Annotated in this window: 22 protein-coding genes; 14 read left to right on the top strand and 8 right to left on the bottom strand. The window is 45.0% G+C overall.

Annotated elements, in window-relative coordinates; all coding sequences use genetic code 11:
* Positions 1-95: 95 nt before the first annotated feature.
* On the top strand, positions 96-2,147 hold the full coding sequence (locus AC0VYA_RS13510; RefSeq protein WP_475488613.1) for a GAF domain-containing hybrid sensor histidine kinase/response regulator: 2,052 nt from the start codon (positions 96-98) through the stop codon (positions 2,145-2,147).
* A gap of 111 nt (positions 2,148-2,258) precedes the next feature.
* Here the strand turns inward: AC0VYA_RS13510 and AC0VYA_RS13505 are convergent, their stop codons facing one another.
* On the bottom strand, positions 2,259-3,530 hold the full coding sequence (locus tag AC0VYA_RS13505; RefSeq protein WP_475488612.1) for an endo-1,4-beta-xylanase: 1,272 nt from the start codon (positions 3,528-3,530) through the stop codon (positions 2,259-2,261).
* Between the two features lie 74 nt (positions 3,531-3,604).
* Entirely contained in the window at positions 3,605-4,504 is a 900-nt protein-coding gene (locus AC0VYA_RS13500; RefSeq protein ID WP_475488611.1) for a LysR family transcriptional regulator, read from the bottom strand.
* Between the two features lie 162 nt (positions 4,505-4,666).
* On the opposite strand from AC0VYA_RS13500, the gene AC0VYA_RS13495 reads away from it, so the two are divergent.
* Positions 4,667-5,167, top strand: coding sequence for a lactoylglutathione lyase family protein (locus AC0VYA_RS13495; protein WP_473474725.1), 501 nt, complete (start codon positions 4,667-4,669; stop codon positions 5,165-5,167).
* A gap of 288 nt (positions 5,168-5,455) precedes the next feature.
* Positions 5,456-6,598, top strand: coding sequence for a PIN-like domain-containing protein (locus AC0VYA_RS13490; protein ID WP_475488610.1), 1,143 nt, complete (start codon positions 5,456-5,458; stop codon positions 6,596-6,598).
* Between the two features lie 528 nt (positions 6,599-7,126).
* On the opposite strand, the gene AC0VYA_RS13485 is transcribed toward AC0VYA_RS13490, so the two are convergent.
* Positions 7,127-8,110 carry a transposase gene (locus tag AC0VYA_RS13485; protein ID WP_475488609.1) on the bottom strand — a complete coding sequence of 328 codons (984 nt, stop codon included), beginning with the start codon at positions 8,108-8,110 and terminating at the stop codon, positions 7,127-7,129.
* Between the two features lie 120 nt (positions 8,111-8,230).
* Between AC0VYA_RS13485 and AC0VYA_RS13480 the strand changes: the two genes are divergently transcribed.
* Entirely contained in the window at positions 8,231-8,686 is a 456-nt protein-coding gene (locus AC0VYA_RS13480) for a hypothetical protein (RefSeq protein WP_475488608.1), read from the top strand.
* A 311-nt stretch (positions 8,687-8,997) separates the two neighbouring features.
* On the opposite strand, the gene AC0VYA_RS13475 is transcribed toward AC0VYA_RS13480, so the two are convergent.
* Complete coding sequence (locus AC0VYA_RS13475; RefSeq protein ID WP_475488607.1) at positions 8,998-9,882, bottom strand: LysR family transcriptional regulator; 885 nt, start codon at positions 9,880-9,882, stop codon at positions 8,998-9,000.
* A gap of 148 nt (positions 9,883-10,030) precedes the next feature.
* On the opposite strand from AC0VYA_RS13475, the gene AC0VYA_RS13470 reads away from it, so the two are divergent.
* Positions 10,031-10,705: a type 1 glutamine amidotransferase domain-containing protein gene (locus AC0VYA_RS13470; RefSeq protein WP_475488606.1), complete on the top strand. Its 675-nt coding sequence runs from the start codon at positions 10,031-10,033 to the stop codon at positions 10,703-10,705.
* A gap of 116 nt (positions 10,706-10,821) precedes the next feature.
* Here the strand turns inward: AC0VYA_RS13470 and AC0VYA_RS13465 are convergent, their stop codons facing one another.
* Together AC0VYA_RS13465 and xthA are read right to left on the bottom strand one after the other, a co-directional pair.
* Positions 10,822-11,478 (bottom strand): energy-coupling factor ABC transporter permease, encoded by a 657-nt coding sequence (locus AC0VYA_RS13465; RefSeq protein WP_011575425.1) that lies wholly within the window; start codon positions 11,476-11,478, stop codon positions 10,822-10,824.
* Positions 11,479-11,492: 14 nt separating this feature from the next.
* Positions 11,493-12,302: an exodeoxyribonuclease III gene (gene xthA, locus AC0VYA_RS13460; protein WP_011575424.1), complete on the bottom strand. Its 810-nt coding sequence runs from the start codon at positions 12,300-12,302 to the stop codon at positions 11,493-11,495.
* Positions 12,303-12,605: 303 nt separating this feature from the next.
* On the opposite strand from xthA, the gene AC0VYA_RS13455 reads away from it, so the two are divergent.
* From AC0VYA_RS13455 to AC0VYA_RS13415, 9 genes are all read left to right on the top strand, one after another.
* Positions 12,606-13,301, top strand: a complete 696-nt coding sequence (locus tag AC0VYA_RS13455; protein ID WP_011575423.1) for a GntR family transcriptional regulator — start codon at positions 12,606-12,608, stop codon at positions 13,299-13,301.
* Entirely contained in the window at positions 13,298-14,452 is a 1,155-nt protein-coding gene (locus tag AC0VYA_RS13450; protein ID WP_475488605.1) for a mandelate racemase/muconate lactonizing enzyme family protein, read from the top strand. The genes AC0VYA_RS13455 and AC0VYA_RS13450 overlap by 4 nt, the downstream gene beginning before the upstream one ends.
* A gap of 13 nt (positions 14,453-14,465) precedes the next feature.
* The gene (locus tag AC0VYA_RS13445) at positions 14,466-15,866 is read left to right on the top strand and encodes an MFS transporter (protein ID WP_475488604.1); all 1,401 of its coding nucleotides are present in this window, start codon (positions 14,466-14,468) and stop codon (positions 15,864-15,866) included.
* Positions 15,863-16,867, top strand: a complete 1,005-nt coding sequence (locus AC0VYA_RS13440; protein WP_475488603.1) for a PfkB family carbohydrate kinase — start codon at positions 15,863-15,865, stop codon at positions 16,865-16,867. Before AC0VYA_RS13445 ends, AC0VYA_RS13440 begins: the two co-directional genes overlap by 4 nt.
* 100 nt (positions 16,868-16,967) lie before the next feature.
* A complete protein-coding gene (locus AC0VYA_RS13435) occupies positions 16,968-17,654 on the top strand; it encodes a bifunctional 4-hydroxy-2-oxoglutarate aldolase/2-dehydro-3-deoxy-phosphogluconate aldolase (protein ID WP_475488602.1) in 687 nt (228 codons plus the stop codon).
* Positions 17,651-19,999: an agarase gene (locus tag AC0VYA_RS13430; RefSeq protein WP_475488601.1), complete on the top strand. Its 2,349-nt coding sequence runs from the start codon at positions 17,651-17,653 to the stop codon at positions 19,997-19,999. Before AC0VYA_RS13435 ends, AC0VYA_RS13430 begins: the two co-directional genes overlap by 4 nt.
* The gene (locus AC0VYA_RS13425) at positions 19,983-21,242 is read left to right on the top strand and encodes an SMP-30/gluconolactonase/LRE family protein (protein ID WP_475488600.1); all 1,260 of its coding nucleotides are present in this window, start codon (positions 19,983-19,985) and stop codon (positions 21,240-21,242) included. The genes AC0VYA_RS13430 and AC0VYA_RS13425 overlap by 17 nt, the downstream gene beginning before the upstream one ends.
* A 70-nt stretch (positions 21,243-21,312) precedes the next feature.
* A complete protein-coding gene (locus AC0VYA_RS13420; RefSeq protein ID WP_475488599.1) occupies positions 21,313-23,754 on the top strand; it encodes an agarase in 2,442 nt (813 codons plus the stop codon).
* A gap of 343 nt (positions 23,755-24,097) precedes the next feature.
* Positions 24,098-24,784 (top strand): PEP-CTERM sorting domain-containing protein, encoded by a 687-nt coding sequence (locus AC0VYA_RS13415; protein WP_475488598.1) that lies wholly within the window; start codon positions 24,098-24,100, stop codon positions 24,782-24,784.
* Positions 24,785-24,859: 75 nt separating this feature from the next.
* Here AC0VYA_RS13415 and acuI read toward each other — a convergent pair whose 3' ends face one another.
* The gene (gene acuI / locus AC0VYA_RS13410) at positions 24,860-25,897 is read right to left on the bottom strand and encodes an acrylyl-CoA reductase (NADPH) (protein ID WP_475488597.1); all 1,038 of its coding nucleotides are present in this window, start codon (positions 25,895-25,897) and stop codon (positions 24,860-24,862) included.
* A 57-nt stretch (positions 25,898-25,954) separates the two neighbouring features.
* Complete coding sequence (acuR, locus tag AC0VYA_RS13405) at positions 25,955-26,587, bottom strand: acrylate utilization transcriptional regulator AcuR (RefSeq protein ID WP_475488596.1); 633 nt, start codon at positions 26,585-26,587, stop codon at positions 25,955-25,957.
* Between the last annotated feature and the right edge of the window lie 303 nt (positions 26,588-26,890).

The raw sequence follows: 26,890 nt of genomic DNA, 5'->3' as shown, positions 1-26,890 counted from the left end.
GAGTGACAGGATATAGTCACATCACACGTGCCTTTGCATCAAGGATGTTGTTTTAGGGATTGAAAAAGTGCACTTAATAACTGAGAGAAATTGCGTTGCAGAACTTACAAAAACTGTATGAAATAACATCAGATAGTGCCTTGTCATACTCGCAAAAAATGGTTGCACTTTTGCAATTAGGCGTTGATTACTTTCAGTTAGAAATGGGCATTATTAGCCACATTGAAGACGAGCTTTACACTGTCTCCTACGCTATTTCACCTGCAAATGATTTACTTAGTGGCACCACATTCGACTTAGGTGATACTTACTGCGTACACACTTTAGCCACAAATCAAGCTCTGTCTTTTTATCACGCAGGTCAAAGTCATATTGCTCAGCATCCTTGCTACCTTAATTTGGGGCTAGAAAGTTATATCGGTGCGCCAATTGTGGTTGAAGGTAAACGCTTCGGCACGATAAATTTTTCAGCGAGTGCCCCACGCAATCAGCCTTTTAGCACTGAAGAACTAAGTTTTATCGAACTGCTTTCGCATTGGGTTGGCAACGAAATAGCCCGCCATGAGAAATTAGCGTTGTTAAAAGAACAGCAAAAATTAATGGCGCGCCAGCAAGATATATTGGAACAAATGGGTCAAGTTGCAGGTGTAGGGGCGTGGGAGCTAGATCTTGTTGACGGGAAGCTTTATTGGTCCTCGGTGATGAAAGATATTCATGAGGTCGATCAAGATTTTGTACCGGATTTAGTCAACGGATTAAATTTCTACAAAGAAGGAGAGAATCAAACCCGTATTACTCAATGCGTCAGACGCTTGATGGATCACGGCGGCAATTTCTCTGGTGAGTTTGAAATTGTCACTCAAAAAGGGACGCCCAAATGGGCGGCGGTCAAGGGCAAAGCCGAATTAGACGGGGGGAAATGTGTCCGGCTGGTGGGTGCGTTTCAAGATATCACTGAGCAAGTCAATTCACGTGAACAGCTGGAGCACAGGCACAAGGAACTGTCATTGGCGCTTGAAGCTCGCAGTTTATTTTTAGCCAACATGAGTCATGAAATTCGTACGCCCATTAACGGGGTATTGGGCATGTTGCAAATATTAGACGCCTCTTCTTTGGATAATGAACAACGACGGTTTTTGGGCTTAGCCAAAGACAGCGCCACGTCATTGCTAGGGATCATCAATGACATCTTAGATTTTACCAAAATTGACTCTGGTAAGTTGGCACTGGAAACCGTCCCTATCGACCTGAATCAGGTTCTCAATAATTGTGTTGATATCTTTAATCCACACGCAAAAGAAAAATCCATACAATTGGTTAAGCAACTCGAAAACACCCAGGGCGCCAGTATCATTACCGACCCTACGAGGCTGCGGCAAATTTGTGCTAATTTGCTGTCAAATGCGCTTAAGTTTACCCATCAAGGGCAGGTGAACATTGCGACAGAGTTGACGCTACTGCAAAAAGGCAAGGCTACATTGACCATTTTTGTAAAAGACTCCGGGGTAGGCATGACACAAGAGCAACAAGCGCTATTATTTTCACCTTTTAGCCAAGCCGATGTGTCTACCACGCGCAAATTCGGTGGCACAGGATTGGGCTTATCAATTACACGCAAGCTTTGCCAATTGATGTCAGGGGATGTCAGCGTTAAAAGCGTACTGAACGAAGGGAGTGTGTTCTCGGCGCAAATTGAAGTGGGTATTATGGCCAAAAGTGCGCATCCTGCTGAGCCCGAACTGGCTGTATCTCAAAGTAGGGATCTAAGCGGTCTACATGTATTGGTAGTTGAAGACAATGAAATCAATCAAGTGGTGATTGGTGAAATGCTTAAACAGCGACAAATAACCTATGACATCGTTAATGATGGGCTTGAAGCGCTAGCCATACTCGAAGACGAACTAAGTAGTGAGAACCCATACACGTTAATTTTGATGGATTGCCAGATGCCTAATATGGATGGATATCAAACTACCCAGCATATTAGGCAATTTTCGTCTCATGTTGCGACTATTCCTATTATCGCGCTGACCGCGAATGCATTATCAGAAGAGCGTGATAAGTGCTTTGCCAGTGGCATGAGCGAATACCTATCTAAGCCTGTTGACCAAGAAAACCTCTACGCCATGCTTGAGAAATTTATTTAGGGAGTCACGGCACTGCATCGCGTATATCCAGTGCCCAGCCGATAAATTATATCAATAATGTAAGCTATTAAGCGCAAAATAGGTTGCTGCATTGCACTTAGAAACAGACTGTTAGGGAAGAGGTGCAGTCATTAACGTGTGATAGACAAGCTTAGGCTGATTCTTTCGATCAAACAGTAACGGGTAATCGGTGCGCCCGCGCATTGGCCAGTTGTTACGCCAACTGTTGGCATCATTCACGCCCCAAAACGTAACGCGTGTTAGCGTGTCTTGGTGCGTTAGAAATACCGAAAATATCTCCTTGTATCGAGCACTTAATGCGTCCTGCTGCGCTTCTGGTAACCCATCAGGGTAGGGGTTTAAGGCTTTGTTTAAGGCTAAATCTTGGCTGATATCTGCCCCTTGTTCAGCTTCACTGGGAAAGGGTAATACGGATACATCTAACTCGGTGATCATGGATTCAATTCCCAAGGAAGCAAACAGCGTTAATGCATCGTCTAGTTCATTTAAGGCAGGGTGCGTTAACGAGTAGTGGCCTTGTAAGCCGACACTGTGAACAGGGATCCCTTTGTCTTGTAATGACTTGATTAGTTTTGCTGCACCGGCACTTTTTTCTGGTTTATATAAGTTGCAATCGTTGTAATACAATTTAGCATCTAGGTCTGCAGCGTGGGTATAGGTAAAGGCTTTTTCAATGAAGTCATCGCCAATAATCTGCCGCCACTTAGAATCCCGCAGGCTACCATCTTCATTGAGCGCTTCATTGACCACATCCCAGCCTTTGATTTTGCCTTTGTAGCGACTCACAACGGTGTGAATGTGCTCTTTCATGCGAGCTAACAACACCTCTCTCGTTACCGGCTCACCTTGTGCGTCTTCAAATACCCAATCCGGTGTTTGGCTGTGCCAAACCAACGTGTGCCCTATGATGAACATATTATTGGCTAAGCCGAAATCTACGTACTCATCGGACAGAGAGAAGTCATAAGCATCAGGCTTAGGATGAATGCGCTCCCACTTTAATTCGTTTTCAGGGGTAATCGTATTAAATTGGGTGATGATTAAGGCATCAGTGTCTTGTTCGGTGCGTTTAGCTTGCTGTGCGTTAATAGCACTGCCCATTAAAAACTGCTTACTGAAATGGGCTTTCAGACTTTTTGTTTGGCTCACAGCCTCGTTTTTATGATCCACTGCCTCATTTTTAAGGCTCAAGGCTGAGTCATTTGAGCTCACGGCTGTAGCTACCTGGCTTACAGTAGATGTCGCCGCTAATGCGAGTGCCAACAAGCAAGGTTTTATCGTTAGCATATTAGGTTTCAGCAGGTTTAACTTGAGTATCAATTCGTTCCTCAAACGCCCTCTTAGCATGAACTTTCTTAACATAACGGTTCCTGTTATTAATTTGTTAATTTGAACATGATGCCGCTAGGCGAGCATTCTGACGATTATGTTTTTTGCTATACATCAGGCGTTATTTGTTGCTTAGGCTTAAGCAATAACTTTATTTGCTGTGCGATAAAGCGCGCCCGTTTACTTTGCACAACATGAGTATGACGGCATAAGTATAATGTCTCGTTCACGGGGATTTTAAGGTTGTGAATACGTATACGTTCTTGAGCGTGAAAAGCCCGTGCAGCATGCAGGGGTAACACGCTGAAGCCAAACCCGCGGCTGACAGGTTCGAGTATTAAACTAATTTGGTTTGAAAAGCCCTTCTCTTGAAATTGAGACGGGTGCTCGAACTGGCTAAAATTGGCTTGTAACAGTGCTTGGCAATGTTGATGGCCGTCGGGATGGCCAATATAGCCTATGCGCCGCAGTGTCTGCCAGGTGAGGGTTTCTATCTCATTTGAGGTGACTAAAACCAGTGCTTCTTGGGCTATTGCTTCGGTGATTACGTCAACTGAGGTGCTCGGTTGTGTCATCACACCCAAATCAAATAGGCGTAGCCCTATATCCCGCTCGATGCTTTTATTCGGTGAGAAAGCGTGGCTGATGTGCAGGGCGGGATGTAGAGCCTGAATATCTAATAAAAAAGGGTAAACGGTTAAACCCACACTGCCAGGTGTCGCAATACGCACTTGTCCAACAAAGGGTTCGTCTTGCTTCACGTTTTGTTCAAGTAGCACCGCCGCTTGCAATAATTTAAGCCCATCCGCATGCAGTCGCATGCCTGCATCCGTTAACGTAAATGACTTGCCCTCGCGGATCAGCAGTGCAGTGGCCAATTGTTCTTCCAGTTTTCTAATTTGTTGGCTTACCCCTGACTGCGTCATAAATAACGTCTCTGCCGTTTTTGTGAAGTGCCCAATATCCGCAAGAGTACAAAAGGTCTTTAACCAAACAGGATTTATCATTACAAAATGTACTTATTTTAATTTTAAATCATAATTTTTCATACTTTAACATGGGGAGTACAGTAGCGTCACTTGATTGATAAGCCATCAATTAAAACGCGGCGAGTAAGCATTATTGCTTCGCGCCGGATTGAATTAACATCATCTCCTAGGAGTAATACTATGACGACCCCATATCCACGTACCTTCTCTCACATTGGTATTTCGGTGCCAGATGTTGAAAAAGCAGTAGCGTTTTACACCCAGGTTCTTGGTTGGTACTTAATTATGAAACCCACTGTTATCGTTGAAGATGACAGTCCGATAGGTGAAATGTGTACTGATGTATTCGGTGCTAATTGGAAGAAATTTAAAATCGCGCATTTGTCCACGGGTGACAGAATCGGCGTTGAAATCTTTGAGTTTGCGAATCAACAAGATCCAGCAGACAACTTTGAATATTGGAAAACCGGCGTGTTCCATTTCTGCGTTCAAGATCCAAATCTTGAAGAGTTAGCAGAAGCCATTGTCGCAGCAGGTGGTAAAAAGCGCATGGAAAAACCACGTTATTATTACCCAGGTGAGAAGCCTTATCGCATGATCTACATGGAAGACCCGTTCGGCAATATCTTAGAGATCTACAGTCACAGCTACGAATTAACCTACTCGGCTGGCGCATACTAACAGTGGTCAAATCAATGCTGGCACCGGCTAACGCGGGTGCCAGCATTAATTGAATAAGTCTTAACACAATCTGCCAGCTCTGTACGTAAAGCGGGAGTTGGCTCATTGCAACTTTAATAGCTGCTTATGCAAACACTCAAATCTAAGGACCCAAATTATAGCGATATCCTCTTAATAACTGTTGAAACTGCGAAATAATGATTATAAGCAAGCCCAATCGAGAGCTGTAGTTAATAGAGGAAAAGTGTATTACCATTAATTTCTATTAGAAAAAGGTTAGACCTAAATATGTCACAAAGTATGGATGCATTGTTTCCCGGCTATTTTAAGCTCTCAGATGCTCTTGTGGAAAATATCTGGTCAAAAGCAATATTTGTTTTTGACACCAATACGCTTCAGAATCTGTATCGCTATTCTGAAACCACACGAAATGATGTAATAAAAATCTTAATTAAGCTAAAAAGCGAAAACAGAATTTGGTTGCCACATCAGGTCGCATCTGAATATTTAAAAGGCCGTGCAGGTGTTATTCATAGTCAGGTGAAGGCCTATACCGATACTCACTCGGTATTGAGAGAACTTAAAGGAAAGTTCGATAATAAAAATGAACATCCATTTCTACGAGAAAAAACGAAAGAAAGTCTTGAAAAGCTATTTGCAGAAATTACAGATGAATTAGCAGAGGGCGAGAGAAATTATAAGTCACGCTACCATGATGATCCTATAAAAGACAAGCTTGCTGAGATATTCAGAGATAATGTCGGAAATCAGTTTAGCGAAGCAGAACTCAATGAACTCTTTAAACGCGGTGAAGCTCGCTATAAAAGCTCTGTGCCTCCCGGATACAAGGACATAAAAAAGGGTGGTTTAAGTGATGTTGCAGGGAAGATGAGGATCTATGGTGACTTAATTTTATGGCAACAAACATTAGATATGGCAAAAGGTAAAAAGCGTGACGTTATTTTTATAACGGATGATCAAAAGGAAGACTGGTGGTTAAAAGAGCATGACATAACCTTCGGAGCTAGGCCTGAGTTAATAGCCGAGTTTCATCTCGCAACAGAAGCGAACTTTCTTATGTACCGGCCTGGACATTTTGTTACTGAAGCTGAAAAGCGACTTGGCAGCGATGTTGATCCAAATACAGTAGCAGAAATAAAGCAAGTAGAAATCGACAATGATTTACTTTTGGCAATGGAAAAGTACCCTGCATTAGTTACGATCATCAAACATCTTATAGATTTGCAAGTTGATGTCGGAGATACAATACCGTCAGAGCGCGATTTGGCAAAAGAACTACAGATTAATCGCTCCCTAGTCAGAGAGCATCTTACGCGATTGGAATCACATCGCTATATTGACAAGCAGCACGGTAAATCAACGAGGATAACTCGTATATTACCTGATATTGACAACTTAGATGATCTATAGGTAGCAGGGTGATTCATTCTAACATTTGCTGACTTGAGCTTTCGTCAGCTATACAAGAGACAGTCCGTTTCCGGCACAAATCGGTGGCCTGATGTTTCATCAATGATCGTCTGCTCTTTGTCTCAAGCCGTCGTTCAAAGACAACGAAACCAATTACTCCTAATCGCTCATAGCTGACCGTCAGATGAAGTCCAAACCTATTCACCAAAACTGTCAGAACAGATATGAGCTGCTAGAGCTTAATGTGGGTATGAATCCCTCTTGGAATGTTCTCTCAGAACACATTAACAAACATTAACAAAGACACCCAAACATTAACAAAGACACCCATCTTTAGAATCGTATCAAAAACTCTTCTGCTTAGAAGGGGGGAATACCCCTCAACAAGCATTAAAGTACTTTTCATTTGAATGATTGGGGATTTTTACTGGAAAAGTGAGCGTTGAGGAAGGAAATGGCGCGCAAGGTCAATTTTTAGGCAAGCGTCAATGCTACAAGAGATACATTAGATGTGTCAGTTGTGATGTTTCAGGCGCGCCTTAACAACTCTCTCGCTTTGGTCATTCCTCGCAGACGTTGATGATGGGTATGGCGCTTGAATGCATTCATCATTTGCTCCGCGCCTGCAGCGTAGCAGAAGTATTTTTCGAACTCCGTGGTTAAGGTTAGCCATTGAGCAGCATCTAAGCCTAATCTTTGTAGAATAGGGCTGTGAGTGTTATCAATATGACCGGCCTTATCATCACGAATGCATCGGCCTGTCGTGTCTACCAATTCACAATAGTCTTTGAGTGAGTAAGCGATACCTCGAGGGATATTTTCACGAGGATTTCCGACAAAGGGCAGTAAAACACTGGGTTGTGACTGTTGGTTTTTAGCGGCATGAATGCGCTTTTTGATACTGGTGTGCTTTGACGTTTCAGGTGTTTCTGCTATTTTTGCGCGAATGGGGTTTAAATCTACATAGGCCATGCACGCTAGCACCGCACTTTCATCTAACAGGGCTTGTGATTTAAATCGACCCTCCCAGAAACGACCAGTGCAGCCGTCTTCTTTATTGGCTTCACGAGCAATATACTCATTTAAGTCACGCATAAACCAGCTTATGTCGTACAAACGTTGCCGATAGGTTTCAACGGTCTCATCAAAGGTGATTAGCTCGCTTTGGCTCAGCGTATCGCCATTCATAAACTTCTGAGTCAGCAAAGTGCCTCTGTGCAGTTTGTGATAACGTCTCAACACTTCATCGTTAGCCCAATGAGCAGCCATTGTTTTATCCACACATAGCACCACATGCGTGTGATTATTCATGACCGCATAGGCACAAATATCTATGGCGAATACAGAAGATAAAAACAACAAACGCTCTTCTACCCAACCACGGCGGTGCTCGTAACTCTGACCAGAGTATTTATCTATTCCACACAAGAAAGAACGCCGCACACAGCGGGATACACAATGGTAATAGGGCGTATCGATTAAACTAATTTGGCTTTTTCGAGGTTGAGGCATAATCCATAGACCTGACAAAAATGAAACACACATCAAGTCTAGTTCAGCCCTGAAAATTGACCATTTTTATCATGGGTGTCTTTATATAAATTTTCTGAAAATTGACCATTTTTATCATGGGTGTCTTTATATAAATTTTCTTCTATTGAGCGGAACTTTGGTACAGATAATACGCATTACATATTAAAGCAGAAAATAGTTCCGTATATTCAATACCAGATACCTAACGGCATTCTGGCTGGTTCAAATAGAGGGGAATTTGGTGGCGAGCTTATTTTTGTTAATAAAAATAATAAGGCTATCAAGGTTGCAGAAATTAACGTTGAAGATATCTATAAATTTGACTTCGGTTATGTGATTACAAGCGGTTTAGCTCACATGTATTCCGATTCAGGCAGTATATATTTAGTCTCGTTTGAGGATGGAAAACCCAACTTAATAAAGCTATTTGGTTTAGTTGGGGCACCTAAAACGTCGTGGAAAATCAATGATAAAGAGCTATTAATTAATTCGCGTAATGGTAGCCAACTATTAACTAAGGAAGGCTTGCTACAAAGGGTTCAGTGTGCAGCTTAAAGCTAACAAAAACACCATGGTGGGAATTTTACTCGCTGTTAAGGCGCTCCTAAAACCCCCATATTCAAAGCGTTGAATGTCCGCTCTCTGTCTCAACCGTCGTTCAAAGACAACGAAACCAATTACTGCTAATCGCTCATAGCTGTCCGTCAGATGAAGTCCAAACCTATTCACCAAAACTGTCAGATCAGATATGAGCTGCTACAGCTTAATGTGGGTATAAATCCCTCTTGGAATGTTCCTCGTAGAGTTTTCTCATGGAGTGCTCTTATGGAATGTTCTCTTAGCGCGTTATGCACTTCCAAGAGGGATTATTCTTGCCAGTGCTCGAATTTTTCAAGTAAGAAGTTGATCGCAAGACGTGCCTTTGCAGGCAAAAAATTCCGGTTTGCGTACACAATCCAAGTGGCTATTTCGCGATTCCAGAAGGGCGCTAATATAGGAACCACCGAGCCACGTTTCAGTGCATCACCAAAACTTGAGCGTGGCAGGTAAGCGATGCCCAAGCCTCTTTCACATGCGAGTACCACACTGCGCACGCTGTTAGAGCGCCATCTTGCATCTAGTTTTACTTCAAGTGGTTTACCCTGATTGTCGAAAAACCAGGTTGAATTATTGGTCATCAAGCATTGATGCGAAGTCAGTCCATTGGGGTGCGCGGGTGTGCCGTTAACCTCGAGATAGTGCTTACTGGCGGCTGCCACTAATGAGCGATTGGTCAGTTTACGGGCAATTAAGCTAGAGTCTTTCATGGGACCATAGCGAATGGAGAAATCAAATGCGTCATCAACAAAATTGACCATCTGCGAATTAAAATCCATTTCAATGGTGAGTTTAGGGTGCAATTGGCCAAATTCAATCAGTAACGGGGCAATGTGTTGCTCCGCGAATTCGCCCGCCGCAGAGACTTTCAACACACCACTTAACTCAACCTGTTTGTCTAATACGGTTTCGTTGGCTTCCTGTAAGCCATACACCAATTCTTGGCAACGAGCAAAATACGCTTGACCGGCATCAGTCAAGCGCACCGTTCGAGTACTACGTGCCAGTAAACTTACCCCAAGCTCTTTTTCTAAGGCCGCCACTTTGCGACTGATGTGTGACACATTCACGCCCAACTTGCGTGCGGCGGCTGAAAAACCGTGGGTTTCAGCCACAGCTACAAATTCGATGATCCCATTGAAGCTTATATTCATATAACCCTGACAAAGATACATTGTAAATAAATCATTATTGCATATTTGCAATAATGATTTGTCAATTATCGGGATTATCAAACATATGCCAAAGGGCTACACTCTGTTCATCGTAAAAACTGATTTATTTCAACGCTAGGAGTTACCAATGAAAAATGTACTTATTATTTTGACTAACCATGCCACGCTAGGAACCACTGATGAAGCTAACGGCACGTTTTCTCCTGAGCTAACCCATGCATTACATGCCTTTCTTGAAGCCGGATATCGCTATGATTTAGTGTCGATTAAAGGCGGTGAAGCCCCTGTATACGGTGTAGACATGGAAGATGACAAAATTAACAGCGACGTGTTCAAAAGCGAAGATTTAGCTAACAAGTTAAGCAATACCAAAAAAGCCAGTGACGTAAACCCAGCTGATTACGACGCGGTATTCTATCCTGGTGGCTTCGGTCTGCTCTCTGATTTAGCAGATGATGAAAATGTGGCTAAGTTAACCGCCTCTATCTTTGAAGCGGGTGCAGTTGTAGGCGCAGTCTGTCACGGCCCAGCAGGGTTACTGCCGATTAAATTATCTAACGGCAAATACCTAATAGAAGACATCATGGTTACAGGCTTCACCCGTGAAGAAGAAGTTGAGTATGACACCATCAATAAAATCCCTTTCTTGCTGGAAGAGGCGCTAACAAGACGCGCTGGGCAGTATGCCAAAATCGCTCCATGGGGTGAATACGTGGTTAAGCAAGACCGCGTGATCACGGGGCAAAACCCAGCATCAGCCGGTGCTGTTGGCAAAGCCATGGTAGAGCGTTTAGGGCAGTAAAAATAACGCTTTAGTTAAAATTTACGTTCCTAAAAAAAGCGCCACTGCATTATTATGTAGTGGCGCTTTTTTATCTGACTCTGTGTTGCCCAAAAGTAACTTACTGAGGCAGAGGGCTATTTATTATGAATATAGAATTTTTCGTAAAATGTATAGGCCCAATGGGGTTTGTAAATAACCATTAGGGTCATTGTCATACCGTTTAACATCCCCTCAGGAAACAAGAGCAGCCAAATCAGTACTAAGTAATTATCATGAATGGTGTGCCAATCATATTGCCCATCGAGATAAAAATACCCGCCTAATAAGTACATTTTAAATGCCATCATTAATGCGCCCGGTAAGAATGCACATAGAAAAATGTACACGAACACATGACGGGATAATTTGTGGAACACAAAGCTATAAATCAAATAACTCATGCCTAACGGAGCAAGTACGCCAAGCAGGCCATTTACCCCAAACATGCGCCAGCTTTCTTCGCCGACTAGGGTAACGCCGAGCAAGGCTAAAAACGAACTGACCACTGCCCAACGAAAACCAAGCACTAACATCAATGCGGTCAACCATAAAAAATGCACCTGAAGGCCAGGATAGATACCCGTTTGAAATATCCACAGAAAAAATACACTGGCGGCACAACCGAAAACCAAGTGCTGGATCTTCTTGTCTTTAACTAAACTGCTCAAAGGCAAAAAACGCACAACGGCCATTAAACAGACTGCATATCCCACCCATGCGAGGTACTGGATATTGGTGGTATAATCTAGCACTCTTTATTCCTCACCTAAGCTTTGAACTCAGCCCAAATTGGCGCATGATCAGACGGCTTCTCGATACCACGTAATTCATAATCTATCCCCGCATCTGTTAGGGATTCGTGTAATTTCTTGGTGGCAAGAATAAGGTCAATACGTAACCCCCGATTGTCTAAAAAGCCTTTAGAACGATAATCAAACCAGCTGAAGTGCTCATTTGTTTCTGGGTTTAAAGTACGAAAGCCGTCAGTAAAGCCCCAGTCAATTAAATCATTCAACCACACGCGCTCTTCCGGTAAGAAGCTGCATTTGCCGGTTTGCAACCAACGCTTGCGATTTGGCTCGCCGATACCAATGTCTAGATCTGTGTGGGAAATATTCACATCGCCCATCACGATGACGTTGTCGTCAGGCGTGTGATGAGTATTTAAATAAGTTGATAAATCTTCGTAGTACTTGCGCTTGGCAGGAAATTTGGTTTCGTGTGAACGGTTTTCACCTTGGGGAAAGTAACCGTTTAGCACGCGCACCGTTTCACCGTTAGGCATAGGGTAGCTGACCATGATCATACGACGCTGAGCATCTTCATCATCAGTGGGAAAGCCATATTGCACATCTGTCGGCTCTTTTTTGCAAAGCATCGCCACACCGTAGTGGGCTTTCTGACCGTGAAAATAGACGTTGTAGCCCATCGCTTCTACGTCTGCTACTGGAAACATATCGTTGTGCACTTTGATTTCTTGTAAGCCGATAATATCAGGCTGGTGTTTGTCGATTAATGCCTGAAGTTGATGAAGGCGGGCACGTATACCATTGATGTTAAAAGAAATTATTTTCATAAGAAGTCAATTATTCATATCACTAAAACGGCCCTTATCTTATCAGACCCTAGTGCGCCTATTCCATTAATTAATCCTTTTAAAACGGACTATTAGTGTTTCCCATCCCTGCATGAACCGTCTTATCTACCATGCAGATTGATTTACTTTCCTTCTTCCTCTGTACTGTTATTGTTAATAAATTTAAAGTTAATTGTTGACAATATGGCGAAATTTGTAGAATGTGTAATCACGATAAAGAAAAGTGAGTTAGAGATATTCGCAACCACTTTTCCTGAATTTTATGTGTAATTTGGATTTTCCATGAACGAACAAGCACCTGAATTAAACCTTGGTATGCGCATTTTATTGCAAGGTGAACAGAGTATTTACAATCGAATATTGGCTGACATAGCCATGGGAAAACTCGTCAGTGGCGACCGATTAGTCACCACGCAGCTAGCAAGTTGTTACAACACCAGCATAAACCCTGTGCGCGAGGCACTTAAGCAGCTTGAAGGAGAGGGGTTTGTCACGTCTCAGAAAAACAGTGGCGCCAGAGTGGCAGCATTTGAATACGCCACCATGCGTGAAGTGTTTGAAATATTGCAATTGCTAGAACCGTATTTTTTGTCTTGGTATGCCAACCATTGTTCACAGGAAAGCCTAACTCGATTAGCAGAGATACAAGCCCAGCTTAAAACGCTTGCTGTTACAGACTCAGCGGGCCTGCGTGATCTTGATACTGCATTTCATTGGGAGATGTATCGTCATCACTATAACGCCAGTGCACTGCGTTTATGGAAGAACAAAAAGCTTATTTTACAAGCCTTGCATGGTGATTTACCTGTCTGCCAAGAGCGCTTTAACGCCACGTTAAAAGAGCACGATCATATTTTATATTTACTCAACGCACGAGACGATGAATCAGCCGTGCGTGCCTTAACCAAGCATGTGATCAGTGGGGGCGAGTATTGGTCAAGCGTGATCACCGAGCAGCTAAGCGAGTTATCAGCATGAAAATTACCAATATTAAAACTTACGGTTTTTGGCTGGGCTTTCGCAATGTTTGTTTAGTGAAAGTTGAAACCGATCAAGGTATTTATGGCTGGGGAGAATCCGGTTTATCAGGGCGCGAACAAGCCGTCATCGGTGCGATAGAACACTTTAAACATTTCTTGATTGGCCAATCTGCTCTGAATATAAATGCCTTGTGGCAAGAGATGTACCGTAGCCAGTATTTTGAAGGGGGCAGAGTGTTAGCGGCGGCAATATCGGCTATCGATATTGCTTTACATGACGTTTGCGGAAAGTACCTTAATGTACCTGTTTATCAATTGCTAGGGGGCAAACAACGTCAGCGAATACCGTTATTTGTCACCTCTACGTTGGACTTTGGCGATGAATTTATTGAGCACGTTAGCCAGCTTAAGGCTCAAGGCTGGCAGGCTATTCGTGCTACCACAGGGGAGCATGGCTCAGCGGGTAAAACCGAGGTTTTCGATGCACGTAAATCTATCGCCAAAGCGGCAACTTGGTTGAGTAAAGCCCGTGAGGTGTTGGGCAATGAAACCGTATTAGGTATTGATTATCACCACAGGTTAACCGTGGCTGAAACCGCGTCATTTTGTCAACGTATGCCCACAGGTACGTTGGATTTCATCGAAGAGCCTATTCGAGACCAATCTTTAATCAGCTATCAAAATTTACGGGCCTTGGTAGATGTTCCCTTCGCCATCGGTGAAGAGTTCTCGAGCAAATGGGACTTTGCACCTTATGTGGACTCCGCCTTGACCAACTTTGCGCGTATCGATATTTGCAATGCGGGGGGCTTTAGTGAAGCCATGAAAATCGCCGCTATGTGCGAAACCCGCTACATAGATATGATGCCGCACAACCCCCTAAGTCCTATATGTACTGCCGCATCCGTGCATTATTGCGCTGCACTGGCCAATCTAAATTGGCTCGAAATTGCCCCTTACGACGGGGAGCTAGACATGTACGACGAGATTTTTAGCCATCGCCCTAAAGTATCAAGTAATACGTTTGAGGTCTGCGATCGCCCAGGTTTGGGCATTGATGTGAACGAGTCGGCTATTCCTAAAGATGCATTCAAATTCTGGGAGCCACCGCGTTTAATCAAGCCTGACGGCTCATACACCAACTGGTAAGCGAGTAGATAAAATGACAACGATACAACAGATGAAAAGCAATGCAGCTTCCAGAAAGAGCAAAAGCAAATTTGGCGTATTAGCGCTGATTTTCTTAAGTGTGGTGATCAACTATATGGATCGCACTAATATATCCGTTGCCGCCCAAGCGATCTCTGACGATTTAGAACTCACCAAGGTGCAAATGGGGATCATCTTCTCAGCATTCGCGTGGACGTACTCCATCATGCAAATTCCCGGCGGCATGTTAGTCGATTCTGTGCGTATTCGTATTTTGTATCCGGTGATTTTAGTCGCTTGGTCAGCGGCAACCATAGTACAAGGTTTGCTAAGTAGCTTTGCAGCTATTGTTGGTTGTCGAATGGCGATTGGCTTTTTTGAAGCACCTTCTTATCCCGCGAACAATAAAATAGTGACGCAGTGGTTTGCTGAGCAAGAAAGAGCAGGGGCGATTGCCGTCTATACCTCAGGCCAATTTATAGGTTTGGCGTTCTTAATGCCGGTACTTGCCATTATTCAACAGTGGTTTGGCTGGCGAGGCTTGTTTTTTATCTCCGGTGGTATAGGTATTTTATGGGCTGGCGTGTGGTATTTACTGTACCGGGATCCTGCGCCAGAGCACGATGACGAAGAAAACATCAACAGCCAAGAGGCAATAAAAGCGCATACTCAGGCGCAAGTAGCTAAGGCTCCAGTCAAATCACAAGCACAGGCATCAGCAAGCTGGAGCAACCTTAAAATCGCTTTTTCCAGTCGCAAACTATGGGGCATCTATATAGGTCAGTTCTGCTTAGGGGGCACGCTCATTTTCTTTTTAACTTGGTTTCCGACCTATTTGGCTGAGTATCGCGGGTTAAGTGAATTAAACACTGGCTTTGTGGCATCGATCCCATTTTTAGCGGCTTTTTGTGGCGTTCTGCTTTCGGGTTTTGTATCTGATTGGTTAGTGCGAAAAGGCGTATCGAACGAGGTCGCCCGCAAAACCCCAATTATCCTAGGCTTACTGCTATCCAGTTCGGTTATTTTTGCCAACTACGTTGAGAGCACCCAGTGGGTCACGTTCTTCTTGTCGGTCACGTTTTTTGGTAACGGCTTGGCATCCATTAATTGGGTGTTTGTCTCGCTCATCGCGCCGAAACATATGGTTGGCCTAGTGGGCGGTTGCTTTAACTTTATCGGCGGCTTGTCTGCTGTCACTGTTCCTATTGCGATAGGGTACCTAGCCAAAGACGGTGACTTCAGGCCGGCCTTGGTATTGGTCGCATGTCTCGCCTTGATTGGCTTGTGCTCCTACATCTTCTTAGTGGGTAAAGTCGAGCAAATTCAAGTACCAAATACAGATGAGAACGATGAAATATTGCCTGCTGCGCAAGAAGTAAGCCCACAATCCACCTCATCAGGAGGAGCACAATGAGCTTGGTTTTTTTTGGAGAACTCATGCTGCGACTTACTCCTTCCCAGCCGCAACAGCAACTTATCGTCGCCAAAGAGCTTAACGTTGATTTCGCTGGTGCGGAAAGTAACGTGGCCAGCTCGTTGGCCCGATTAGGCAACCAGTGTGAATTTGTGACGAAATTGCCTAATAACGCATTAGCCGATCATGCAATAGCCTCGCTGCGCCAGTATGGTATTGGCACTAAACATACCTTGCGCGGTGGCGAACGTATCGGCACTTATTTTATTGAATTAGGCAGTTCAATTAGACCTTCAAGAGTGGTTTACGACAGAGCCTATTCTGCCATATCGCAGATAAACCATAACGAATTTGATTGGTCAGCCATTTTCAGTGACCAAACCCATTTTCACCTAAGTGGTATTTTACCTGCGCTATCAAAGCAGTGCGCTGTAGAAAGTATAAAAGCCGCGACCATTGCAAGAAAAATGGGCTTAACGGTGAGTTTTGATTTGAATTATCGCCGTAGCTTATGGCAAGACAGCAGCCTAGCGAGAGACTACTTTAGTCAAATTCTCACCCATAGCACATTGGCTTTTGGTAATGCGGGCGTGATGCAAGATGTATTCGATTTCGTGCCCAAATCAAACGACAGTGTAGCAGGTGCCCATGAGATCGGAGTTTACCTGTTTGATCAATTCGGCGTCGATGCCGCCATTACCCAACGTATTCATCACAGCGCTAATCAAAACGCTCTGCGCGGCTTTTACCTACGTGGCGCTGATGTGACTGCTTCAACAGATATCACAGTGGATATTCTCGACCGGTTAGGTACGGGGGACGCATTCGCTGCAGGCATACTCCATGGCGTACAACAACACTGGGAAACAGACAAAACTGTACAGTTTGCTAACGCCGCATTTGCCCTGGCACATACCTGTTATGGGGATCAAAACTGGTTAAGTGAAGCTGAAATTATGACTGTGGCTAATGGCAATATGTCGGGTCACATTATTCGCTGATACCTAGATTATGTGTCCAATTTAGCAAAGTACGCTTTATAAGCGCGGAATAAGCCAGAAACGCGCGTAGTAAATACAATTAACGTAAGTGAGAACGAACATGTCGAGTCCCCACGAAAGCCAATTAAATTCCATTATCCGAGAAGATATCCGCCAACGACTTATTACAGGAAAGCTCGTGGTCATCATCCGTGTTAAAGACCCTATGGATATTCCCCCAATTATCGCCTGTATGCATGATGCGGGTGTGGGGGCAGTCGAAATAACCAGCAATACGCCAGGGTACCAAAACGCGATTACCCAAGCTCGGGCGCGTTACCCGAATATGTTGGTAGGGGCAGGGACCATCACCGATGTCGCTCTTGTGGATCAAGCCATAAAAGCGGGGGCGCAGTTCTTGGTCACGCCTAATACCAGTATTGATGTGGTGCAACGCGCCCATAAACTAAATGTGCCTGTGGTCATGGGCGCGTTAACGCCCACTGATGTGGTGAATGCCACGCAAGCCAAGGCGGATATCGTCAAACTATTTCCTGCGGGGGCAATGGGTCCCGGATATTTGAAAGATTTGGCCAAGGGACCCTTCTTAGACACGATTTTCTTTCCTGTAGGGGGCATTAATGAGCATAACTTTGAGACCTGGATGCAAAGCGGCGCTGCGGGAATAGGCATAGGTGGTGCACTGGCATCGCCCGTTAAGAATGAAAAAGAGGCGCATGCACTTACCGCAAAGGTACGCGCCATAGTCGCAACTTTAGAAAATTACCCACTTGAGGCAGCACAATGAATACATCGCCAAAAAGCGCAGGCTTTATCCTTAGTGCTATCGCTCTGGCAGTCACCGCACTTGCAGGCTGCAATAACAACCAAGTTACAAATAACAGTGTGGCAACGCCAAGCGATGCCGCAACCAAACAAACACAACAAAATGTGTTGCCTTGGGATTTTGCAGGGGTGACTGACATGCAAGACGTAACACTCACCGCGGCGGATATGCACGTGGTTGATGTTGATGGTGAACAAAAACTGGCTATCGATTTACACGCCAAAGAGCATAAAAGCGCAGGCTTTAGTTTTATTCCTGATTCGCCTTGGGATTGGAGCCACGAAGGTCAATTCGCCTTTGCAATCGAAATCGAGAATCCCAGCCAATCTTCAACCCATCTGTATGTGTCAGTCAAAGACGCCACAGGGCAATCCCATAATCGTAGCTTTGCTGTACCTGGCCACTCCCAAGATACTTATTTTATGGCGCTAAACGACCCAGCCCTGTCTATTGAAACCGGTATTCGCTCTAATCCTAATAATTGGCAAACTGAATTTACCCCAATGATTTGGCGCTATGGCACTAAGAAAATTGATTTGAGCCAAGTAAAAAGTATCGAATTCGATGTTCGAGGCGTGCCAGAAGACAAACACTTGATTGTGGATAACCCACGTCTTATCAAACCGCAGAAAATAGATCAAAACTATCTTGTGGGTTTAGTCGACGAGTTCGGTCAAAACGATAAACTTGAGTTCACCAATAAAATTGATACGGTGGAACAGCTGAGGGCTCTCAATGCCAAAGAGCAAAATGCGTTCACCCACGACGTACCAAAAGGGCGATCGAAATTCAATGGCTGGGCTGATGGGCCAAAGCTCGCAGCAACAGGGTATTTTCGAACCGAAAAATACCAAGGGAAATGGACCTTAGTTGACCCACAAGGGTACCTGTTTTTCTCAAACGGTATCGCCAACGTGCGTATGTCTAATACCTCTACCATTACTGGGTATGACTTTGACAGTCAGTTTATTAAGCAGCGCGCCCAGGGCGACTTTACCCCAGAAGATTCCATTGGTTTAAACAGGGCACCAAAAGCAGCGTGGCCAAGTCGTCATGTGACCTCAGAACTACGTGCAAATATGTTCACATGGTTGCCTAGCGTTGATGAGCCATTAGCCGAACATTTTGGCTATCGACGAGAAGTGCACACTGGGGTAGTAGATAAAGGTGAAACGTACAGCTTTTATAGCGCTAACCTAGCGCGCAAATACGCCAGTAACGACCCCAAGGAGTTCATGCCTAAGTGGCGCGATACCACAGTGGACAGAATGCTCGATTGGGGATTTACCTCCTTTGGTAACTGGATTGACCCGAGCTTTTATCAGCTTAATCGTATTCCGTATTTCGCCAATGGTTGGATAATCGGTGATTACAAAACCGTGAGTAGCGGTAATGACTACTGGAGTCCATTGCCGGACCCATTCGATCCCGTTTTTAAACAACGGGCAATGGTGACTGCCAACAAGATTGCCCAAGAAGTACAAAACAACCCTTGGTGTGTGGGGGTGTTTATCGACAATGAAAAAAGTTGGGGACAAGAGGGCTCGATTGAAGGCCAGTATGGCATTGTTATTCACACCCTTGAAGTTGATGCCAAAGACAGCCCAACCAAAGCGCAATTCGTCACGTATTTAAAGAACAAGTACTCAGACATTGCCGAGCTAAACGGCAAATGGAATACGCAAATTCGTACTTGGGATGATGTGGCCACTGGCATAACACTGACCAGGTTTAACGACCCTATTATCGAAGACTTATCAGCCATGCTCAGCCTGTACGCCGAGAAATACTTTGCGGTAGTGCACGATGCTGTAGAGCAAGCCATGCCAAATCACATGTACATGGGAGCGCGTTTTGCAGATTGGGGCATGACGGACGAAATTCGCAACGCCGCGGCAAAATACGCTGACGTGGTTAGCTACAACTACTATAAAGAAGCCATAACCGACCAAGCTTGGGGCTTCTTAGCAAAAATCGACAAGCCGAGTATTATCGGCGAGTTCCACAATGGCGCATTGGACTCAGGGCTACTCAACCCAGGCCTTATCCACAGCGCTTCTCAGGCGGATAGAGGCAAAAAATACCAAGAATATATCAATAGTGTCATTGATAACCCGTATTTTGTCGGGGCGCATTGGTTTCAATATATTGACTCGCCCTTAACGGGCAGGGCTTACGACGGTGAAAACTATAACGTTGGGTTTGTGAGTGTCACCGATACGCCATACCAGCCATTAGTTGATGCCGCCAAAGCGGTTAACGCAAATATTTACACGAGGCGTTTTGGCGATGCACAGCCTAAGTAACCATAAAGTACAGGCGCTGGCGCTCAGCACGGCCATGATGATGACTCTATGTGGTTGCTCAGCGTCGAAGTCCCTTGTTAATAACACTGAACGCAGCTTGGTCAGCAACAAAAATGCACACAATACCTTTGAAAATAAGGCACACAATGCCTCACAGAGTGCGCCGATACGCATGGGAGCCTATGAAATATTCGACCCGTCAGTACTGAGTATTCTAGATACAAGCGCCAAGATAAACACCCTAGCCACAGGTTTTGAATGGGTAGAAGGGCCAGTGTGGTGGGAAGAAGACCAAGCGCTTTTGTTTTCAGATATTCCCACTCACAAGGTTTATCGCTACAAAAATGGGCAGGGGGTAAGTGAATTTATCTCCCACAGTGGTTTTTCAAATGGTTTGCTTATCAACGCGCAAAATGAATTGGTCCTTATGCAATCTCGCTCGCGTCAAATAGCTAAGTGGCGAGGCTCTTTAATTGCCTCAGGTGCTGAGCAAGCAGCGCCGCGAGCAAAGTCACATAACCTAAAGCAGCCAGCAAAGGCCCAGAAGCCACAGGAGCGCCAACAGACGTTTCCTGCTGATGACTTCATTATTCTGACGCGTCACTATCAAGGTCAAGTGCTCAACAGCCCAAATGACGGTGTCTTTAAAGCGCAGAGAAGCACTAAAGACAGCATGAAACTCAGCACGAAACACAGCACAGAGGGCGGTACAAAGGACAACAGTAAAGGCGGCGTGCAGGGCACGCTGTATTTCACCGATCCTCCCTATGGTTTGCCTAAGCAATTGGACGATCCGGCTAAAGAGCTGGACTTTCAAGGGGTATACGCCCTTAGCCCGAAAGGTGAGTTGACTCTGCTAGACAAAACACTGGTTTACCCTAATGGCATTGCCTTGGCGCCAGATGAGAAAACCCTGTATGTGGCAGCCTCTAACCCTAAAAAACCGGCTTGGTACGCGTATTCAATAGATGATGAGGGCGGGGTGCATAACAGGAAATTGTTTCACCAATCACCGGTGCAATCAGATGCCAGCCATGGTTTACCTGATGGCCTCAAAGTACACCGCAGTGGAATTGTGTTCGCCACTGGGCCTAGCGGTATTTGGCTGTTTGATCCCCAAGGTACGTTGCTGGCAAAAGTGCACATGCCAAGTATTTCGGCCAATTTAGCCTTCAACGCAGATCAAACTCGTGTTTTTGTCACTGCGCACCATCAATTACTTAGTTTTAGTTTAAAACCTTAGGCTCTGCTCAGCCTTGTGTATCCGCACATACCCAAAGTTGAGCACCCTATTTAATAACGGAAACAACAACATGAAATACCCACAATTCATTACAAAGGTCGCCTTTAGGGCAAGCGCGATTGCGCTAGCTATTACCCTAATCGGCTGTAGTCATGATCAACATGAAATTGCTCAGGCTCAGGGTGTTCCACAAGACCTTGCTGGAAACGGTAGCCCACTAGGCACTGCAGAGGACGCGTTTACCAACGAGCATAAAATCGTCTCACTGATTGACTTTGATAACCAAGAGCAACTTAACTGGCTGCAGCAAAGTGATACCTCATTCGCGCAGATCACCAGCAGCGAGAGCTTAATTAACAAGCAATTAGCGGTGGAGTTTGCAAAAACCGGTAATATTTCCACGTTGCGCGTAGAGCCACCGAAGCCTTGGGATCTTAGGGAGTACGAAAACTACAACATTGCCTTTGATGTGCAAAACACCAGCCCAGATTCAGTTCATTTGTACTTGTCTTTGGAAAATATAAACGGACAAATCCAGAGTCACTCAATTTCTCTGGCTCCGAATTACAAAGGCACTGTGTATTTTCCCCTCGATGGTATTGAAGCAAAAACCGACAGCGGCATGTGGGGAGATGTGCCTCATTGGCAAACCCAAGACGACTTAATGGTGTGGCGTTCTTGGCGCAAAGCAGAGCAAGACTATAGCCAACTCACCGCGCTTAATTTCTTCACTATTGGAATATTGGAAAACAAATCTGTGATTTTGGATGATGTGCGTCTGCGCGCCAATCCAGCTCACGACCCGAACGTATCGGTCGGATTAATCGATAAATACGGGCAAAACGCCAAACAAAGCACCCCTTTAGATGTGCATTCAGATGCCCAACTAAAACAACAAGCCGATGAAGAACTGGCCAAGCTAGCCAAATCATCGGGTATGCCAGATCGCTCTCGTTTTGGTGGTTACACCAAAGCCCCAAAACGTGAAGCAACCGGCTTTTTTAGAACGGAAAAGGTCGATGGTAAGTGGTGGATGGTCGACCCTGATGGCTATCTGTTTTTCTCACACGGGCCAGCGAACGTGCGTATGGCAAACATGAGTACGTTGACCGGAATAGACTACGACCAACCGAGTATTCGCGTGCGCACCAGTGATGAAATTACCCCGGAAGATTCCATGGGAATTGTATCTGTTCCTGACAGCGCAAAAGAAAAACGCTATGTCATTTCAAAGGCGCGCAACGATATGTTTCAGTGGTTACCAAGCTATGATGATGAGCTATCTGAGCACTATAGCTATCGCCGCTCTACCCACAAAGGGCCTATTCCCTACGGCGAGACCTACAGCTTTTACCGCGCTAATTTAGAACGCAGATACGGTGATGACGACCTACGCGCAGGTGAAGGTGAAAAAGAAGGCGAAAATCAAGGCAGCGAGCCTTCCTACGTAAAAAAATGGCATGACGTCACCGCACAGCGTATGCATGACTGGGGGTTTACCTCTTTTGGTAACTGGGTAGACCCAGCGTTTTATCAATCAGAGCAAGTGCCTTATTTCGCCAATGGTTGGATCATCGGCGATTACCAAACACTGTCGGGTCACACTAATCATTGGGGCTTGATGCCAGATCCTTTTGATCCCGTATTTGCACAGCGAGCAAAGGTCACTATCGATGCTATCGCCGAAAATATTCAAGCGTCACCTTGGTGTGCGGGTATTTTTATTGATAATGAGAAGAGCTGGGGAGAGCGCGAAGGCACAGTGTCACAACGCTATGGCGTGATCCTTGATGCACTATCAAAAAATATTGAGAAGAGCCCTGCAAAAACGGCCTTTGCAGCCCATTTGCAGCAAAAATACCAGACGATCGATGCATTAAATTCCGCATGGTCATCACACTTCGATAGTTGGCAAATGTTTGAAGATGACGCCAGCGTCAGCACGCACACCGATGCCCAAATTGCTGATTTGTCAAAAATGCTCGAGATGCTCGGCGAGCAGTACTTTAAAGTGGTACACAATACCTTAGAAGCGGCGCTGCCAGAGCACTTGTACATGGGCGCGCGCATGGCCAACTGGGGCATGCCTGATGAAATCATTACTGCCTCATTGAAATACTCTGACGTACTGAGCTTCAATATTTATGAGGAAGGGGTGCAAGAAGACTATTGGAAGTTCCTTGAAGACGTCGACTTGCCCGTAGTGATTGGTGAGTTTCATATTGGCAGCACGACAGATTCAGGCATGTACAACCCGGGTATTGTGCACAGCGCAAACCAGCAAGACAGAGCCCGAATGTACAAAGATTACATGCAAAGCGTGTTAGACAAGCCGTATATGGTCGGGGCCCATTGGTTTCAATACATAGATGAGCCCATATCGGGGCGCGCATTTGACGGCGAAAACGCCAATATCGGCTTTGTAACAGTAACGGATATCCCATATCCGCATATGATCCAAGCGGTCAAAGAGGTGACATCCACTATGTACCAAAACCGCTTGGCCGATTGAACAAGTCACTTCATCTAGCGTTAGGTATCTCTGTGTAACCGCAATTAGAAAACGCCCGATAACGTCGGGTGTTTTTATTTCTCCAACCAAACTTCTTGATTGGTGTAAAAAACCTACCTGCCTAAACTCGAACATCAATAAACGTTTAAGACATAAGCCCGAAATGACTGTCGAAAAAATAAACATATCAGCATCTCGCGCAATAAAATACATTCTATCTTATTGATAAGTAGTGTTTTTATTTCTGGTTTTATAATTGCATGTAAGCTGATGCCTAGGCATTCTTTCTACGCTATACGGATTGTGGCAACTTACAAAAAAATACTAAAAAAGGATGAAATGTATGCAAAATAAATCGTTTAATCGGCTCAAGCTTGCCCTTTCCGGAGCAGCTTTATTAGCCGCATCACAAATCGCCACTGCTGAGGTTATTGTTCTTGATTTCGAAGGTGTGGGTGGCGGAGCTAATATCAATGATTTTTACGATGGAGGAACTGACAGTCTAGGTAACTCCGGTGTCGATTATGATATCGCATTTGGAACCAATACCTTAGGACTCATTGATGCTGACGCCGGAGGGACGGGAAATTTCGCTAATGAACCGTCATCAGACACTATCATGTTCTTTCTTACAGGGACTGCCATACTGAATTACGTTCCGGGTTTTGATACGGGCTTTTCGTTCTTTTACACCTCATCCACGGCAGCGTCTGTATTTGTGTATGATGGATTAAATGCGACTGGAAATTTGTTAGCAACCTTGAATTTATCAGCTCAGCATACGGATAATTGCTCGGGAGATCCAAACGGGGAGTTCTGTAATTGGACAGCCGTTGGCGCTTCGTTTGCGGGCACTGCAATGTCAGTTGATTTTGGCGGAACCGTAAATCAAACGGGTTACGATGACATAACGTTTGGGTCAGCGACTGCCGGTGGGGAAAAGCCTGTAGACGTGCCTGCACCAATGGGGCTAGCGTTTATGGCTCTCGGGTTAGGGCTGGGATTACGCAACCGTAAACGTAAAACCTAATGTAGTTTGCTCTGACATAGAAAAACGATGCAACTTTGCATCGTTTTTTTATGCATTTTTACCGATTAGGATCCACTATTCCCCTTGCACGTTAACTACCACTCGACCGCGAATTTCACCATCGAGTAACTTAGTTGCAGCGTCTACCACTTGTTCTAAGTTGATTTCTTGAGCGATATCATCAAATACACTCGGCTCTAAAATGTCGCTTAAGCGCTGCCATGCTTCCTTTCTGTCTTCAATGGGGCGCATAACACTGTCGATACCTGCAAGGGTCACACCACGCAAAATAAACGGTGCCACACTGGCTGGAAAGTCCATGCCTTGGGCTAAACCACAAGCGGCAACGGTACCGCCGTATTTTGTGCTGGCGCAAGCATTGGCTAATGTGTGGCTGCCTACAGAATCAATGACCCCAGCCCAGCGTTCTTTGGCCAGTGGTTTGCCTTGACTAGATAGCGTATCACGGTGAATAACCTCATTTGCCCCTAGTGCTTTCAAATAAGGGCTTTCATCCAATCGGCCGGTTGAAGCCACCACGGTATAGCCCAGTTTTGCCAGTATCGAGATGGCAAAACTGCCCACTCCGCCGTTCGCTCCAGTGACCAGAACTTCGCCTTTTTCGGGGGTAACTCCGTTTTTCTCAAGCGCAAGCACACACAGCATGGCGGTGTAACCTGCGGTGCCTATGATCATGGCTTGTTTAGGGCTGATATTAGCGGGCAAGGGGATGAGCCATTCGCTTTTCATGCGGGCTTTTTGCGCTAAGCCGCCGCTGTGCTTTTCACCTACGCCAAAGCCGTTATTAATGACTACATCGCCTACTTTAAAATCTGCACTGTCGCTGTGCTCAACTACGCCGACCAGATCAATCCCTGGCACTAGAGGAAACTGGCGTACCACAGGGCTTTTACCGGTAATCGCCAGTCCGTCTTTATAATTCAGCGTGCTGTACAGCACGTTTATTGTCACGTCACCTTCGGGTAACACACTATGTTCAATCTGCTGCAAAGCCGCGCGATAACCTTGCTCGTCTTTGTTGATTAAAATACCGCTAAAGGTGTTTTCTGCTCTTGCTTCTGTACTGTTTTGGGTAGTAGTCGCATCATTCATGTCATTTCTCCAATTTAGACCGATCGTCTATTAATATCTAAAAAAAAGCCCAAGTGCTTATTTGGGCAGAGCCTGTAAAAAATACTGCAAAAAAAGTAATAGGGGCTTGTCGCTTTGTACCAACTTCGCTCGGCTGACTGCACCCTCCCAACTGATCCAAAAATACTCAGCCAGTGCGCCGCAGTCCGCGCTTTGATTTATGTCGCCATTAGCCTTTGCTTGAATGAGGCAAGCTTCAATCTTGCGCTGCCAATTCAGAAAAACATTTGTCAGTTGTGCTCGAAAGTTAACGGGTAAGGCGTCCACTTCCTGGCCTAAGTTGCCCACCAAGCAGCCGCGCTTAAAGCCGTGACGCGCCATGCCAATAGCCGCGTCATTCACAAAATTTGCGATTCGCGACAAAGGGGCATGTTGTTCGTTAAGCAGGTGCATATCTAGCTTACGTGAAAAGTAGCTATCGTAATGCGCAATCAGGCTTTCACCGTAGGCTTCTTTGCTGGCGAAGTAATGATAAAAAGAGCCTTTAGGCACACCGGCTTTTTTCAGCATGGTATCAATGCCTGACGAGGCGAAGCCAAATTCGGTCAGGTGCTCTAAGCCAACACGCAGAAGCTCTGCTTTCGTGTCGTAATTGTCACGAGCGACTTTGGGCGGCCGGCCGCGTCTTGGTTTTGTTGTTTGCACATTCATCTGCGTATTAAGCTACCACTTGGGGGAAATCAGTTTGCTACCTAAATATATTAGACCGATCGTCTATTTAATTGCAATTGATTTTTTGCTTATGCATTGCTTTGCAACGTTGAGTTATAAAAAAGCCCGCGTGAAGCGGGCTGAGAAGCATGGTTAGTTTTACACTAAAGGGTACTACACCTGTCGCTGACGATTCTATCGGCCTGCTTGTAGCAGCTGGCACTATAAGAGTACTGCTAAAAAGAGTACTGTTAAAAAGAGTACTGTTAAAAAGAGTGCTGCTAAAAAGAGTGCTGTTAAATT

The sequence above is a fragment of the Paraglaciecola sp. QJM3NY_14 genome (genome assembly GCF_056173245.1).
The sequence above is the reverse complement of the archived record's forward strand: the minus strand, read 5'-3'. Positions and strand labels throughout refer to the sequence as shown.